Source organism: Pseudomonas sp. B21128, from assembly GCF_044218865.1.
Taxonomy (GTDB): Bacteria; Pseudomonadota; Gammaproteobacteria; order Pseudomonadales; family Pseudomonadaceae; genus Aquipseudomonas; species Aquipseudomonas iridis.
Genome location: NZ_CP162590.1, coordinates 2287819 through 2302500 on the forward strand (window position 1 = coordinate 2287819; position 14682 = coordinate 2302500).

Annotated in this window: 15 protein-coding genes (1 of these 15 only partly in view); 10 read left to right on the plus strand and 5 right to left on the minus strand. The window is 58.2% G+C overall.

Annotated features, from left to right (window positions below; genetic code table 11):
* Positions 1-19: 19 nt before the first annotated feature.
* Entirely contained in the window at positions 20-871 is an 852-nt protein-coding gene (locus AB4P91_RS10200; protein ID WP_150597127.1) for a ChaN family lipoprotein, read from the plus strand.
* A gap of 232 nt (positions 872-1103) precedes the next feature.
* Here the strand turns inward: AB4P91_RS10200 and AB4P91_RS10205 are convergent, their stop codons facing one another.
* The 4 genes from AB4P91_RS10205 to AB4P91_RS10220 all read right to left on the minus strand — a co-directional run bounded on the left by AB4P91_RS10205 (position 1104) and on the right by AB4P91_RS10220 (position 4461).
* Positions 1104-1898, minus strand: a complete 795-nt coding sequence (locus tag AB4P91_RS10205) for a Crp/Fnr family transcriptional regulator (protein ID WP_395604734.1) — start codon at positions 1896-1898, stop codon at positions 1104-1106.
* Positions 1899-1914: 16 nt separating this feature from the next.
* Complete coding sequence (locus tag AB4P91_RS10210) at positions 1915-2187, minus strand: TfoX/Sxy family protein (RefSeq protein ID WP_042561087.1); 273 nt, start codon at positions 2185-2187, stop codon at positions 1915-1917.
* Between the two features lie 281 nt (positions 2188-2468).
* On the minus strand, positions 2469-2813 hold the full coding sequence (locus tag AB4P91_RS10215; RefSeq protein WP_007909940.1) for a pentapeptide repeat-containing protein: 345 nt from the start codon (positions 2811-2813) through the stop codon (positions 2469-2471).
* 91 nt (positions 2814-2904) lie between these two features.
* On the minus strand, positions 2905-4461 hold the full coding sequence (locus AB4P91_RS10220; protein WP_150595350.1) for a bifunctional aminoglycoside phosphotransferase/ATP-binding protein: 1557 nt from the start codon (positions 4459-4461) through the stop codon (positions 2905-2907).
* A 118-nt stretch (positions 4462-4579) separates the two neighbouring features.
* Between AB4P91_RS10220 and mrcB the strand changes: the two genes are divergently transcribed.
* The 3 genes from mrcB to AB4P91_RS10235 are packed head-to-tail and all read left to right on the plus strand — an operon-like array spanning position 4580 to position 8005.
* Positions 4580-6904 carry a penicillin-binding protein 1B gene (gene mrcB / locus AB4P91_RS10225; RefSeq protein WP_395604735.1) on the plus strand — a complete coding sequence of 775 codons (2325 nt, stop codon included), beginning with the start codon at positions 4580-4582 and terminating at the stop codon, positions 6902-6904.
* Between the two features lie 16 nt (positions 6905-6920).
* Positions 6921-7670 (plus strand): tetratricopeptide repeat protein, encoded by a 750-nt coding sequence (locus tag AB4P91_RS10230; protein ID WP_150595352.1) that lies wholly within the window; start codon positions 6921-6923, stop codon positions 7668-7670.
* Positions 7670-8005: a YqcC family protein gene (locus AB4P91_RS10235; RefSeq protein ID WP_150595353.1), complete on the plus strand. Its 336-nt coding sequence runs from the start codon at positions 7670-7672 to the stop codon at positions 8003-8005. The genes AB4P91_RS10230 and AB4P91_RS10235 overlap by 1 nt, the downstream gene beginning before the upstream one ends.
* A gap of 18 nt (positions 8006-8023) precedes the next feature.
* On the opposite strand, the gene AB4P91_RS10240 is transcribed toward AB4P91_RS10235, so the two are convergent.
* Entirely contained in the window at positions 8024-8440 is a 417-nt protein-coding gene (locus AB4P91_RS10240) for a DUF4124 domain-containing protein (RefSeq protein ID WP_150595354.1), read from the minus strand.
* Positions 8441-8839: 399 nt separating this feature from the next.
* Here AB4P91_RS10240 and AB4P91_RS10245 point away from each other — a divergent pair, with 399 nt between their 5' ends.
* The 6 genes from AB4P91_RS10245 to msrQ form a co-directional block, all read left to right on the plus strand.
* The gene (locus AB4P91_RS10245; RefSeq protein ID WP_150688195.1) at positions 8840-10564 is read left to right on the plus strand and encodes an acetolactate synthase 3 large subunit; all 1725 of its coding nucleotides are present in this window, start codon (positions 8840-8842) and stop codon (positions 10562-10564) included.
* Between the two features lie 2 nt (positions 10565-10566).
* A complete protein-coding gene (gene ilvN / locus AB4P91_RS10250) occupies positions 10567-11058 on the plus strand; it encodes an acetolactate synthase small subunit (RefSeq protein WP_003176102.1) in 492 nt (163 codons plus the stop codon).
* A gap of 48 nt (positions 11059-11106) precedes the next feature.
* Positions 11107-12123 (plus strand): ketol-acid reductoisomerase, encoded by a 1017-nt coding sequence (gene ilvC / locus AB4P91_RS10255; protein ID WP_007948647.1) that lies wholly within the window; start codon positions 11107-11109, stop codon positions 12121-12123.
* Between the two features lie 147 nt (positions 12124-12270).
* Positions 12271-13128 (plus strand): CDP-diacylglycerol--serine O-phosphatidyltransferase, encoded by an 858-nt coding sequence (pssA, locus tag AB4P91_RS10260; protein WP_042561080.1) that lies wholly within the window; start codon positions 12271-12273, stop codon positions 13126-13128.
* A gap of 63 nt (positions 13129-13191) precedes the next feature.
* Complete coding sequence (gene msrP / locus AB4P91_RS10265) at positions 13192-14205, plus strand: protein-methionine-sulfoxide reductase catalytic subunit MsrP (RefSeq protein ID WP_395604736.1); 1014 nt, start codon at positions 13192-13194, stop codon at positions 14203-14205.
* On the plus strand, positions 14205-14682 hold the 5' portion of the coding sequence (gene msrQ / locus AB4P91_RS10270; protein ID WP_395604737.1) for a protein-methionine-sulfoxide reductase heme-binding subunit MsrQ. The gene runs 140 nt beyond the window's last position; only the first 478 of its 618 coding nucleotides appear in the window; the start codon lies at positions 14205-14207; its stop codon lies beyond the right edge, outside the window. Before msrP ends, msrQ begins: the two co-directional genes overlap by 1 nt.

The window sequence follows — 14682 nt, forward strand, 5'->3', positions numbered from 1 at the left end:
TTCTTATCAAGGTGATCGCATGCGTGGGATGTGGCTGTTGGCTGTGTTGTTGCTCGCCGGGTGTCAGCATGTTGCTGCGCCGCCGCCTATCGGTGGTCAGATTCGTGATCTGCACAGCGGTCAGGTGCTGACCGCGCAGCAATTGCTCGCACGCCTCGCCGAACCTGATCGGGTGATCGTCGGTGAGCAGCATGACAACGCCGACCATCACGCTGCGCAGTTATGGCTTTTACAGTCGCTTGGCGAACTACGGCCGCAGGGCAGCCTGCTGCTGGAAATGCTCACGCCGGATCAACAGGCCAAAGTTACTGCGGTTCGTCAGTCCGTCTCGCCTCCCTCTGACCTTTCCGGCGCATTGGCTTGGCAGGAGGGTTGGGACTGGAAACTCTACGGACCAATTGTCCGATTCGCCCTCACGCAACCGTATCCGCTGCTGGCCGCCAACCTGGATAACGGCGAAATCCGTGCCTTCTATCGCAATCCGCCCGTTTTGAGCGGCGAACGCAGCAATGCTGAAGCAGTGAAAACAATTTTGCTGGGGCAGATCGGCGATTCTCACTGTGGTCTGCTGCCGGATTCACAGATGCCGGCGATGCTGGCGGTTCAGCAGCAACGGGATCGACGCATGGCAGAGCGTTTGCTCTCGGCGCCGACTCCGTCCTTGCTGCTGGCCGGGGCGTGGCATGCGCGCAAGGATGTCGGGGTGCCGCTGCACGTCGTGGATGTGGGCGAGTCCCGAGCACCGACGGTGCTGATGCTGGCAGAGCAGGGCGATGAGGTGACTGAGGCAATGGCCGATTACGTCTGGTACACCCCGGCCACGGCGAAGCGCGATTACTGTGAAGAGATGCGTAAACAGTCCGGCAAATGACTTTTCCACAGGCAAAAAAAGACCCGGTAAAAACCGGGTCAAATAACCGTGATTAGCCTGATGAGGAGATAATCTGAGAGTCCGAACCAAGGGCTTTTCAGAATATCGACTGATCTCGCGACCAGTTGTGATAATCATAGCGATTCTCATTACCATGTCAATCGCTGATTCTGTATTTATTTGATCTGATCTCTGCAATGGCTCGAACGCCCCGTAAATAAAGGAGTTCGCGCTACCCTTTGTCAGCCGTCAAACGGGCGATCTGTTGGTTCATTTGGCCGATGCGCCGCGCCATGCTCGCGATCAGGCTGTGGGCGATCTTCGGATTACTGCTGGTCATGCTCAAGAATTGATCCCCGGGAATCAGCATGACTGTGCAAGGTTCTCTCGTCACCACCGTAGCGTTGCGCGGCTCCCCGGTGAATAGCGCCATGGCGCCGAAGATCTCGTCCTTGGGCACCTCACCGACCTTGTGCCCATCGACAAACGCCTCGGCATGCCCGTCGATGATCACGAACACGTGATCGGCGGGGTCGCCCTGGTGAATCAGGGTTTCCCCGGCCTCGACCCGTTTGAAGCCGTTGGTACTGCGGAACTCCCGCGGTTTCAGTTCGGCCACGGCGTGGGCGAGGAGGGCCATTTGCCCCAGCAGATACTCGAGAAATTGCTCCGCACGGCGGGCGTCTGCAAATAGATGCTGGAAAACATCACTGCGCCGATAAGGCAGCAACCGTAACGGCCCGTCACTGCGCAACCGGCAATCCGCCCAGGCGTCACGCTGCTGGAGGCCGATCAAGTCGCCTTCCTGCCAATAGAACAGTGCGCGCGAGCCGATGAAACCGTTGATCACCCCTTCTGCCAGTAGAAACACTTGATCGTCGGGCAACTGCGCCGCCAGGTCATCAGTCGCTTCCAGTTCAATCGCCGGCCCGCACGACAAAAGGCCTTCCAGCCACTGTGCAGGCAGATGCTGCAAACGGTTGATCATTGCGTCGGCCAATGCCGATTGTTCCCCAAGCAGGTACATGGCAGTTAGCGCCCGTTCAGTTTTTGTGGCGTGTGGAAATGGCTTCGAGCTGCTTGTTCAGGGCGTCCTTGCGTTCGGCGGGGATGTCGTTCCAGTGCACATCCATCAACGCGCCTTCGATCGCATACAGCAACACCTTCGACGCGCGAAACCCGCGGGTACGCACGGCCCGGTAGGCGTCCACTGCGCCCAGGCGACGCAAGTCCGAGGCGCTGTGGATGCCCACGGCATGCAGCCATTGCGCCGACGTCTTCCCAAGATTCTTCAGGTGTTGCAGTTCATCATTCATCAAGCCTCCTTGCGACGGCCGAATGGTGCGTGGGCGAGCTTCTCAGGAGTGTAGCCATCAGTAGGAAAAGCGTGGTTGTTTGGTCGGATTCAACGCAAACGCTTCTAAGAAAGGACGTGTTGAAGGGGGCGAAAGGTCTGCGAATGCAGGAGGAGGGGAGGAAGCGCGCAACGAATGTGGGAGCGAGCTTGCTCGCGAAAGCGGTTCAACTTCCACATTCATGTTGACTGGGACAACGGCTTCGCGAGCACGCTCGCTCCCACAGTGGCGGACTACGAATATCAGCGAGTGCGATAACGCAGGCGCGTGCCGAAATTCATCGACATCAGAATCTCGTCAGCACTCAGTTCCGGCGGGAAGTACGCTCCGGAAATCTGCGCGTGGGCCAGGCTGGCGCCTTCAAGCGAAGCGTTGCGAAAATCAATGCCACGCAAGTCGGCAGAACGGAAATACGCGTCCCGGAAATCTACGCCATCGGCGTTCAATTCGCGCAAATCGAGGCCACGGAAGTCGCCACCGACCATGTCAATCGGGCCGTCTTGTGGGCGTTCCTTGTTGAAACCTGTGATGTCATCTTTATGCAGCAAGGCATACAGCGGGGTGTCGAGAAGTTTCGGCTGGCTCATGTCACATCACCTGTTGGTTTTATGACGCCAGTATAGTGCCACTATTTAGCGGCCGTGAAGCGAGCGAGGGCTTCACGGCCGAAATAGTTTCTTACAAGCCTGGCAGGCGCTGACGGATCTGCGCGACAACGGTGTCCAGCGTCCCGGATTCATTGGTCTGAACGCGTTTGCTGCGCAGAATCTCTTCCGGCGTCAGCGCTTCGCGGTTGGCCTGTTGCGCTTCGATCACAGCCAACGTGGCGTCGGACGGATCCTGTTTATCGGCCTGACGAATCGCCAGCCAGCTCTCGATCACGGCTTGCGGTGCGTTGCAGTCGAGGATCAGGAACGGTGTGCCAGTCGCTTCAGCGATTTTTGCGGCGTTATCGCGCTGCTCACGCTTGAGGTAAGTCGCATCGATCACCACCGGGAAACCGGCGTGCAGGATGACCTCGGCAATTTCATGCAGGCGCGCGTAGGTTTTGGCGCTGGCGTCGGCGCTGTAAATGCCGGCCTGCACATCGTTGGCCACGGTTTGCTCGCCGAACAAACGCTTGCGTTCAACGTCGGAGCGCAGGCGAATTGCACCCAGTGCTTCGACCAGGCGCATGGCCACGTGGCTCTTGCCGACAGCGGACACGCCGTGGGTAATCGCCATGAAACGCGAAGGAATGGTGCTGTAGCTTTCCGCCAGGTTGGCGTAGTTGCGGTACTGGCGCAGGGTAGTGGCGCGCTGCACCGGAGTCGCGTCCGCGGGCATGCTGAACAGGGCCACTTTGGCGCGAACCAGTGCGCGGTAGGCTTTATAGAAGTTCAGCACTTCCAGGCCTTGGTAGTCGCCGGTCAGTTCCAGGTATTGGCTGATGAAGCGGCGAGCCAGCGACTTCAGGCCGCGGTCTTCCAGGTCCATTGCGAGGAAACCGGTGTCGGCGTAGACGTCAGTGAAGCGGAACGGCTCGTTGAATTCGATGCAGTCGAAGATCACCACTTTGCCGTCGATGACGGTGGCGTTGCCCAAGTGGATGTCACCGTGGCATTCGCGGGTGAAACCCTCGGCCTTGCGCTGAGCCAGCAGAGGCTTGAGGCGCTCGAAGCTGCTTTCGGCCCAGGCTTGCAGAGCGTCGAGTTGAAGCAGGTCGTTCTTGTCACTGAGGAACGGCAGAATCTGTTCGAAGTTCTGGCGGACCGGCGCCATCACGCTGTCCGGGGTGCCAGCGTCGTGTTCGGCCGGGACTTTCGGCGCGTTGAGGTGGAAGTGGGCGATCTGCTCGGCCATTTCATCAATGTGTTGGGTGGTCAGCTCGCCGTTGGCTTGCAGGGTGCTGAGCAAACCGGACTGTGGGAACTGGCGCATTTTCAGCACGTAATCGATCGCTGGGCCGTCGCCGCCCAGTTGCGGGGCGTCGACGCTGCCCGTCACCGGCAACACTTCCAGATACAAATCGGCGGTCAAACGCTGGTTCAGACGCAGCTCTTCAGCGCAAAAGTGTTCGCGTTGATCGAGGCCGGTGAAGTCGAGGAAGCCGAAATTCACCGGCTTCTTCACTTTATAAGCAAAGGGGCCGGTGAGGATCACCCACGAAATATGGGTTTCGATGACCTGGAACCCTTCGACGGGGTGCGGATACAGGGCCGGGTTTTGCAGGGCAGCGATCAGAGACTGGCTCACGGGCGATCCTTCAGAGACTGGGGGAAATTCGAGGTCGCCATTATGGCCGCTCGCCCGCCTGACGCAAACCTCCGAGCGCGCCTGTTGAGTCTGAATAAAGTGCGTATAATCCGCCGCCATGACTCGAACTCGATCTCCCCGTACCAAGAAAAAACCACCCTCCAAGGGCCTGCGCCCATGGATGAGCTGGGCCATTAAACTCAGTCTGGTCGGCCTTGTAGTGCTGGCTGGCTTCGCCGTTTACCTCGATGCCGTGGTGCAGGAGAAGTTCTCCGGCAAGCGCTGGACCATCCCGGCCAAGGTATACGCGCGCCCGCTTGAGCTGTTCGTCGGACAGAAACTCAGCAAGGAAGATTTCCTCACCGAACTCGACGCTCTCGGCTATCGCCGCGAAGCCGTGAGCAATGGCCCCGGCGCTGCCGCAGTTTCCGGAAACACCGTCGACCTGAATACCCGTGGCTTTCAGTTCTATGAAGGCCTTGAGAAGGCGCAACCCGTGCGCGTGCGCTTCTCGGGCGATTACGTGGCCGAGTTGTCGGCGACCAACGGTTCGAAACTGTCCGTGGTACGTCTGGAGCCGGTTCTGATCGGCGGGATTTATCCGAAGAACCTCGAAGACCGCATCCTGATCAAGCTGGATCAGGTGCCGCCGTATCTGCTGGAAACCCTGGTCGCCGTCGAAGACCGGGATTTCTACAGCCACTGGGGCGTGTCGCCGAAGTCGATTGCCCGGGCGATTTGGGTGAACACCTCTGGCGGCAAGATGACTCAGGGCGGCAGTACGCTGACCCAGCAGTTGGTGAAAAACTTCTACCTGACCAACGAACGCAGCCTGAGCCGCAAGCTCACTGAAGCAATGATGGCGATGTTGCTGGAACTGCATTACGACAAGAAGGAAATCCTTGAGGCGTACCTCAACGAAGTCTTTGTCGGTCAGGACGGTCAGCGCGCCGTGCACGGTTTTGGTCTGGCCAGTCAGTTCTTCTTCGGTCAGCCATTGTCCGAGCTCAAACTGCATCAGGTCGCGATGCTGGTCGGCATGGTCAAAGGCCCGTCCTATTACAACCCGCGCCGCAATCCAGAACGTGCACTGGAACGTCGTAATCTGGTGCTCGACGTGCTCGAGCAGCAAGGCGTAGCGACTGCCGAGCAAGTGGCCGCCGCGAAGAGTATGCCGCTGGGTGTCACCACTCGCGGCAAACTGGCCGATAGCTCCTTCCCGGGCTTTATCGACCTGGTCAAACGTCAGCTGCGTGAAGACTATCGCGACGAAGACTTGACGGAAGAAGGCCTGCGGATCTTCACCAGTTTCGACCCGATTCTGCAGATGAAAGCCGAGGCGTCGGTCAACGACACTTTCAAGCGTCTGGCCGGTCGCAAGGGCTCCGATGACGTCGAAGCGGCGATGGTCGTGACCAATCCGGAGACCGGCGAAGTCCAGGCCATGATCGGCAGCCGCCAGGCCAGTTATGCCGGTTTCAACCGGGCACTGGATGCCGTGCGGCCAATCGGCTCATTGATCAAACCGGCGGTTTATCTGACTGCGCTGGAGAAACCGAGCCAGTACACGCTGACCAGTTGGCTGTCGGATGATCCGTTGTCGGTCAAAGGCGCGAACGGTCAAGTCTGGAAGCCGCAGAACTACGATCGTCGTTCCCACGGCACCGTGTTCCTGTATCAGGGGCTGGCGCATTCCTACAACCTGTCGACCTCGCGCCTGGGTCTGGAAGTGGGCGTGCCGAATGTCCTCAAGACGCTTGCCCGTCTGGGTGTGACCCGCGAGTTCCCGGCGTTCCCTTCGATGTTGCTGGGTGCGGGCGCGATGACGCCGATGGAAGTGGCGACCATGTACCAGACGCTGGCCAACGGTGGCTTCAATACGCCGATGCGCGGCATTCGCAGTGTACTGACCGCCGAAGGGGAGCCGCTCAAGCGCTATCCGTTCCAGATCGAGCAGCGGTTTGATCCGGCCTCGATTTATCTGATCCAGAACGCCATGCAGCGTGTGATGCGCGAAGGTACCGGCAGCTCGGTTTATAACGTGTTGCCAAAGACTCTGACGCTGGCCGGCAAGACCGGTACCAGTAACGATTCGCGCGACAGCTGGTTCGCTGGTTTCAGTCAGGACTTGCTGGCAGTGGTCTGGCTGGGCCGTGATGACAACGGCAAGACGCCGTTCACCGGCGCGACCGGTGCGTTGCAGGTCTGGAGCAGTTTCATGCGCAAGGCCGATCCGCTGCCGCTGGACATGCCGCAGCCGGACAACGTCGTGCAGGCCTGGGTGGATTCGCGTACCGGGCAAGGTTCTGACGCCAACTGCCCGGGGGCGGTGCAGATGCCGTATATTCGCGGCAGCGAACCACCACCCGGCGCTGCGTGTGCAAGCGAGACGCCTGCATCTGGCGAGTCGGTGATGGATTGGGTCAAGGGCTGGATGAATTAAGCAAAGAGGGTTTCAAGTGAACAAGTGGTTGATTCCAGCGGTGACCGCCGTGGCTTTGCTCAGCGGCTGCTCTACCGTTCAGCGTGGTTCGATCCCTGTAGTGGATTCGGGCACAGCCGTGTCCAACAGTGAACGCATTTCCGCCAATGGCGGTTTCCGTCAGACGACGGTCAAGCGTCCTGTGCAGGGCCAGCCTCAAGCCATCCCGCAAGGCGATACCGGCGTCGTAGTGATGGTGCCGGGCGGTGGCGCGACAACGTCGGCACCGATCAGCGCTGCGCCAATTGTGCCGGGCCCGGCATCCGGGGGTATTTCGGCGGGACCCTATAACCCGTCGCCAGTCGAGTCGGCACCGATCAACTCCGGCAGCTACAGCATGCCCTCGACGCCGAGCGGCATTCCTTCGGCCAGCAGTGGCGGTGGTTTGTCGGCGGACGAGCAACTGGATGGTCCGGTGCTCGCCTTGTTGACGACTGCTCAACAGCAACAGGCCGGTGGCGACCTCAACGGTGCGTCGTCGAGCCTGGAGCGCGCGCAGCGTGTTGCGCCGCGTGAGCCGCAAGTGCTCTATCGTCTGGCTCAGGTGCGCATGGCTCAAGGCGATGCGCCGCAGGCCGAGCAGTTCGCCCGTCGTGCGTTGACCATGGCCAATGGTCGTCCGGATTTGCAGGCCAATCTGTGGGAAATCATCGCTCAGTCCCGTGAGAAACAAGGTGATTCCGCCGGCGCTGCCCTGGCCCGTCAAAAGGCCAAGGTAACGCTGTGATGGATGCGCGCTTCCCGAAAATCGCCGATCAGCTATTGCTGATCGAGCGTGAGCTGCGTACGCAGGGTTGGTGGGATGAGGTCTCGCCCTCGGCCGAGGCCTTGAGCAGTGTCGAGCCGTTTTCGGTCGATACGCTCGATTTCGAGCAGTGGCTGCAATGGATCTTCCTGCCCCGCATGAAGATGATCCTTGAGCAGGATCTGCCGCTGCCGAACGCCTCGGGTATTCAGGAAATGGCGGAAATGGTCTTCGCCCAGCGCAACGTTCAGGGGCGGGATCGTCAACTGCAGGTGCTGCTCAAAGAGTTTGACCTGCTGATCACCGCTTCCCGCTGAACCGAAAACTGCCAGGTTTTACTGGCAGTTCTCTTTGATCTGTTTCTGCGCTTCGACAATGCGCTCCTGCCGTTGTGCATCATCCAGCCGCCGCAATTCTCCCCCCACGTCCTCTCGCAACCGCGGATTGTTCTGTAATTGCGCAAGATTCGTCCGTGCCTGCTCACAAAATGCCTTGAGCTGCGCTTGTTGGTCGGCGACCTGTTTCTTGACCTTGTCGTCGATGGCTTTCTGATCGCCCAGCACACCGCTGCCCGGCGTTGTTGCAGGTTTTGCCGGGGCCGGGGAGGGCGTGTGTACCGTGGTGGATGGTTGGCCCGGCGGAGGTTGCGCATCGAAGTGCGTCACACCTTGGGCATCGACCCATTTGTAAATCTGAGCGGCTGTGCACCATGGGCTGAGGCCGATCAGCAGGGTTAACAGAAGCATTCGCATGCTGATTCCTTGGCAAAATTGCGCAATTGACGCTAACAGAGTAGCTGTTTTCAGGTTTTTTCTTGCGTTCTCATGTGCTTACCCACAATTAACCACAGAGACGACTTGACTTGGAGAGGGCGAAACAGAAGAATCCAAAGTCCGCTGTAGAGGGACTGCCAGAAGCAGACCCACTCGGTAGATCATGAGGCGCATACCCGCGCCGACCTGTTACACCCGCAACGCGTTACCTCGCGCTGGGTGGGAAAGGCCCGCAACACTTGGGACGATCCCAATACTTGCTCAGTCAGTGCTGACGTAGTCGGCGACCACCGTCGCTCATGCTCTGCCGAGAAGTAAACCTATTAAGACCCGTCCCATTTTCGTGGGCGGTATTCTGGCGTTTTAGAGGTGAACAACGTGGAGCTTTTATCTGGCGGTGAGATGCTCGTCCGCTTCTTGCGTGACGAAGGCGTCAAATATATCTACGGGTACCCGGGTGGTGCTCTCCTGCATGTTTACGATGCCCTGTTCAAAGAACCGGAAGTGACTCACATCCTGGTTCGTCACGAACAAGCGGCAACCCATATGGCTGACGGCTACGCCCGTGCCACCGGTAAAGCCGGCGTGGTATTGGTGACTTCCGGTCCAGGCGCCACAAACGCCATCACCGGTATTGCCACTGCCTATATGGACTCGATTCCAATGGTGATCATTTCCGGTCAGGTGCCAAGCACCATGGTCGGCACCGACGCGTTCCAGGAAACCGACATGATCGGTATCTCCCGGCCGATCGTGAAGCACAGCTTCATGATCAAGCACGCCTCGGAAATCCCGGAAGTCATGAAGAAAGCGTTCTACCTGGCGCAATCCGGTCGTCCTGGCCCGGTCGTGGTCGATATCCCGAAAGACATGACCAACCCGGCCGAAAAGTTCGAATACATCTTCCCCAAGAAAGCCAAGCTGCGTTCCTACAGCCCGGCCGTTCGAGGGCACTCCGGGCAAATCCGCAAGGCAGCAGAAATGCTCCTGGCGGCCAAGCGCCCAGTGTTGTACTCCGGCGGCGGCGTCATTCTGGGCAACGGTTCCGCTCCGCTGACCGAACTGGCGAAAATGCTCAACCTGCCGGTGACTAACACGTTGATGGGTCTGGGCGCTTTCCCTGGCACTGATCGTCAGTTCATCGGCATGCTCGGTATGCACGGCAGCTACACCGCCAACCTGGCGATGCACCATGCCGACGTGATCCTGGCAGTTGGCGCACGTTTCGATGACCGAGTGATCAACGGCCCGGCGAAGTTCTGCCCGAACGCCAAGATCATTCACATCGACATCGACCCGGCTTCGATTTCCAAGACCATCAAGGCTGACGTGCCTATCGTTGGTCCGGTGGAAAGCGTCCTGACCGAAATGGTCGCGATCCTCAAGGAAATCGGCGAGACCCCGAACAAGGAGTCCGTGGCCAGTTGGTGGAAGCAGGTTGATGAATGGCGCGGTGATCGCGGCCTGTTCCCTTACGACAAGGGCGACGGCAGCAAGATCAAGCCGCAGACCGTTATCGAAACCCTGTGCGAAGTGACCAAGGGCGATGCCTATATCACCTCCGACGTCGGTCAGCACCAGATGTTCGCTGCGCAGTACTACACGTTCAACAAGCCTAACCGCTGGATCAACTCCGGTGGCCTGGGCACCATGGGCTTCGGTTTCCCCGCAGCCATGGGCATCAAGTTGAGCTTTCCGGACGACGACGTTGCGTGCGTCACCGGCGAAGGCAGTATCCAGATGAACATCCAGGAACTGTCGACCTGCCTGCAATATGGCTTGCCAGTGAAAATCGTCATCCTGAACAACGGTGTTCTGGGGATGGTTCGTCAGTGGCAGGACATGAGCTATGGCAGCCGTCACTCGCACTCCTATATGGAATCGCTGCCTGACTTCGTCAAGTTGGCTGAAGCTTATGGCCACATCGGCGTACGCATCACCGAATCGAAAGATTTGAAGTCGAAGATGGCCGAAGCGTTCGCCATGAAGGATCGTCTGGTGATCATCGATGTTTCGGTTGATACCAGCGAGCACGTCTACCCGATGCAGATCAAAGACGGCTCCATGCGCGATATGTGGCTGAGCAAGACGGAGCGTACTTAATCATGCGGCACATTATTTCCTTGCTTCTGGAAAACGAACCCGGCGCTTTGTCTCGCGTAGTCGGCCTGTTCTCGCAGCGCAACTACAACATCGAAAGCCTGACCGTGGCCCCGACCGAAGACCCGACCCTGTCGCGTCTGACGCTGACCACTGTGGGTCATGATGAAGTCATCGAGCAGATCACCAAAAACCTGAACAAGCTGATCGAAGTGGTCAAGCTGGTGGACCTGTCGGAAAGTGCTCACATCGAGCGCGAACTGATGCTGGTCAAGGTCAAGGCCACTGGCGCCCAGCGCGCCGAGATCAAACGCACCACCGATATTTACCGTGGACAGATCGTCGATGTCAGCGCCAGCGTGTATACCGTTCAATTGACCGGTACCAGCGACAAGCTCGACAGCTTCATTCAGTCCATCGGCACCGCATCGATTCTGGAAACCGTCCGCAGTGGCGTAACCGGTATTGCCCGCGGCGACAAAGTACTCAGCATCTAAACCAAATTAGCGAATGGCCTGAACGGCCTGGATATATAGGGGAATTTCATGAAAGTTTATTACGAGAAAGACTGCGACCTGTCGATCATCCAGGGCAAGAAAGTTGCCATCATCGGTTACGGTTCCCAGGGCCACGCCCAGGCGTGCAACCTGAAAGACTCCGGCGTCGACGTTACCGTTGGTCTGCGTAAAGGTTCGGCCACCGTTGCCAAAGCCGAAGCTCACGGCCTGAAAGTGACCGACGTTGCTTCCGCTGTTGCTGCTGCCGACCTGGTCATGATCCTGACCCCGGACGAATTCCAGTCTGCTCTGTACAAGAACGAAATCGAGCCGAACATCAAGAAAGGCGCCACCCTGGCCTTCTCCCACGGCTTCGCGATCCACTACAACCAGGTTGTTCCGCGTGCCGACCTCGACGTCATCATGATCGCGCCGAAAGCCCCGGGCCACACCGTACGTTCCGAGTTCGTGAAAGGCGGCGGTATTCCTGACCTGATCGCGATCTACCAGGACGCTTCCGGCAACGCCAAAAACGTTGCACTGTCCTACGCTGCCGGCGTTGGTGGCGGTCGTACCGGCATCATCGAAACCACCTTCAAGGACGAGACTGAAACCGACCTGTTCGGCGAGCAAGCCGTTCTGTGTGGCGGTACCGTTGAACTGGTGAAAGCTGGTTTCGAAACGCTGGTTGAAGCTGGCTACGCGCCGGAAATGGCCTACTTCGAGTGCCTGCACGAACTGAAACTGATCGTTGACCTCATGTACGAAGGCGGTATCGCCAACATGAACTACTCGATCTCCAATAACGCCGAATACGGCGAGTACGTGACCGGCCCGGAAGTGATCAACGCCGAGTCCCGTCAGGCCATGCGCAACGCCCTGAAACGTATTCAGGACGGCGAATACGCCAAAATGTTCATCAGCGAAGGCGCAACCGGCTACCCTTCGATGACCGCCAAGCGTCGTAACAACGCCGCTCACGGTATCGAAATCATCGGCGAGCAACTGCGCTCCATGATGCCGTGGATCGGTGCCAACAAGATCGTCGACAAAGCCAAAAACTAAGTCGTCGTCCCTTGTACGAAAAACGCGGCCTCGGCCGCGTTTTTTCGTTTGGGGCGGTGGTTCTGGTATAAAGCTGCATCGTTTGTGGCCGAACTGTCGTCCACAGGCACCTGTCGAATTTTTCCAAACCGTTGCAAGGTAATGTCCATGAGCGAACGTCCCGAAGAGCCGAACAAGGCTTCAGACGCCGAAAGCCTGCTGCCCATCGATGAGCACATCGAAGAAGGGCATGACGCAGAAGGCCGTAAAGTCCGGCATCGTGGTATCTATCTGCTGCCGAATCTATTCACCACTGCGAACCTGTTTGCCGGGTTTTACTCCATCATCAACTCGATGAGCGCGCAGGCGGCGTTAAGCGCTGGTGATTCCGTCAATGCGAGCAAGTATTTCGCGTTCGCCGCAATCGCGATTTTTGTCGCGATGGTGCTCGACGGCCTCGACGGTCGTGTCGCGCGCATGACCAACACGCAAAGTGCCTTCGGCGCCGAGTATGACTCGCTGTCCGACATGGTCGCCTTCGGTGTTGCCCCTGCATTGCTGGCCTTCGGCTGGGCACTGGGTGACATGGGCAAGGTCGGCTGGATGGTCGCCTTCATTTATGTAGCGGGCGCGGCGTTGCGTCTGGCGCGTTTCAACACTCAGGTGGGGACAGCCGACAAGCGCTACTTCATCGGGCTGGCCAGTCCGGCAGCTGCTGGCGTGGTGGCGGGTATTGTCTGGGCGTTCAGCGATTACGGCATCCAGGGTTCGAAGATGTCGTTTCTGGTTGCACTGATGGTCGCAGCTGCCGGCATGCTGATGGTCAGCAACATCAAATACAACAGCTTCAAGGAGCTGGATTTGAAAGGGCGCGTGCCTTTCGTGGCAATCCTCGCGGTAGTGCTGGTGTTCGCTGTTGTGTTCAGCGATCCACCGCGCATTCTGCTGCTGGTGTTCCTCGCTTATGCGGCTTCAGGCCCCATTCAGTATCTATTGCATCTTCGTCGTCACAAAAACGCCGAGTGATGTAATTTCCAGCATACTCCGCAGTCTATGGGTGCATCTGTCCTCCAAAGCTGCGGAGTTGCCATGCTCATCAACATTCCCAAAGCGTCTGACTGCCATGAGTCGGACGTCACGTCTGAGTCTATCTATCTGTCTCGCCGCCAGCTGCTCGGAGCCTCCGTGGCCGGCATCGCCGTGAGCACTCTTCCGCGCTGGGCCAATGCTGACGATGCGGCGCGATATGCCGATGTCGAACCTGGCAAGGCGCCTGCCTGGTTTGCTGAAAAACTCCTCTCTACTCAATGGGGGGCTGTAAACGTCAAGGATGAGGCGATCACGCCTTATAAAGACGCGACTCATTACAACAATTTCTATGAGTTCGGCACCGATAAGGGTGATCCGGCCGCCAATGCCGGTTCGCTGAAAACCGAACCGTGGAGTGTGGTGGTGGACGGGGAGGTGGGTAAGCCGGGGCGTTATGCGCTGGAAGACTTCATGAAACCGTACCAATTGGAGGAGCGTATCTATCGCCTGCGCTGCGTCGAGGCCTGGTCGATGGTCATTCCGTGGATCGGTTTTCCCATTGCGGCGCTGCTCAAACAGGTCGAGCCGACCTCCAAGGCCAAATACATTCGGTTTGAAACCCTACAGGATCCGAAAAGCATGCCCGGGCAGCGATCAGGTTTTGCCTTGATCGAATGGCCTTATGTAGAAGGCTTGCGTCTGGACGAGGCAATGAATCCATTGGCGATTCTGGCGGTGGGCATGTATGGCCGCGAATTGCCGAATCAGAACGGAGCTCCTCTGCGGCTGGTGGTGCCATGGAAGTACGGCTTCAAGAGTGTCAAATCCATCGTGCGTATCAGTCTTGTCAGTGAGCAACCGAAAACGACCTGGCAAAGCATTGCGGCGGACGAATACGGCTTCTATGCAAATGTGAATCCGACTGTCGATCATCCGCGCTGGACGCAAGCGCGCGAGCGGAGGCTGCCGAACAGTCTGTTCAAGCCGAATGTGCGCGATACCCAGATGTTCAACGGCTATTCGGAAGAAGTCGCTTCTTTATATACAGGGCTCGATCTGCGGAAGAATTACTGATGCGATATCCGGTCTGGCGGGTGGGGGTTTTCATTGCTGCAGCGATTTGGCCGATGCTGTGGTTCTATCAGGCTTTCGCGGATCTGCTTGGGCCGGATCCTGGCAAGGTGCTGGTTGACAGGCTGGGCCTTGGCACGTTGGCGCTGCTGTTGATCACCTTGAGCATGACGCCTTTGCAAAAACTGACCGGTTGGGCGGGGTGGATTGCTGTTCGGCGGCAGTTGGGCCTTTGGTGTTTTGCCTATGTGGTTTTGCACCTATGCAGCTATATGGCTTTTATCCTGGGTTTCGACTGGTCTCAACTAGGTGTCGAGTTGCGCAAGCGGCCATACATTATTGTCGGCGCGTTGGGTTTCCTCGGATTGTTGGCTTTGGCGGTCACCTCAAATCGATACAGTCAGCGCCGTTTGGGTGCTCGCTGGAAGAAGCTGCATCGGCTGGTCTATGTGATTCTTGGGTTGGGATTGCTGCATATGC

Excerpts from the sequence above, each read along its gene's own strand:
- AB4P91_RS10200 (WP_150597127.1), top strand. The coding sequence starts at position 20 with ATGCGTGGGATGTGGCTGTTGGCTGTGTTGTTGCTCGCCGGGTGTCAG.
- AB4P91_RS10205 (WP_395604734.1), bottom strand. The coding sequence starts at position 1,898 with ATGTACCTGCTTGGGGAACAATCGGCATTGGCCGACGCAATGATCAAC.
- AB4P91_RS10210 (WP_042561087.1), bottom strand. The coding sequence starts at position 2,187 with ATGAATGATGAACTGCAACACCTGAAGAATCTTGGGAAGACGTCGGCG.
- AB4P91_RS10215 (WP_007909940.1), bottom strand. The coding sequence starts at position 2,813 with ATGAGCCAGCCGAAACTTCTCGACACCCCGCTGTATGCCTTGCTGCAT.
- mrcB (WP_395604735.1), top strand. The coding sequence starts at position 4,580 with ATGACTCGAACTCGATCTCCCCGTACCAAGAAAAAACCACCCTCCAAG.
- AB4P91_RS10235 (WP_150595353.1), top strand. The coding sequence starts at position 7,670 with ATGGATGCGCGCTTCCCGAAAATCGCCGATCAGCTATTGCTGATCGAG.
- AB4P91_RS10240 (WP_150595354.1), bottom strand. The coding sequence starts at position 8,440 with ATGCGAATGCTTCTGTTAACCCTGCTGATCGGCCTCAGCCCATGGTGC.
- ilvN (WP_003176102.1), top strand. The coding sequence starts at position 10,567 with ATGCGGCACATTATTTCCTTGCTTCTGGAAAACGAACCCGGCGCTTTG.
- ilvC (WP_007948647.1), top strand. The coding sequence starts at position 11,107 with ATGAAAGTTTATTACGAGAAAGACTGCGACCTGTCGATCATCCAGGGC.
- pssA (WP_042561080.1), top strand. The coding sequence starts at position 12,271 with ATGAGCGAACGTCCCGAAGAGCCGAACAAGGCTTCAGACGCCGAAAGC.
- msrP (WP_395604736.1), top strand. The coding sequence starts at position 13,192 with ATGCTCATCAACATTCCCAAAGCGTCTGACTGCCATGAGTCGGACGTC.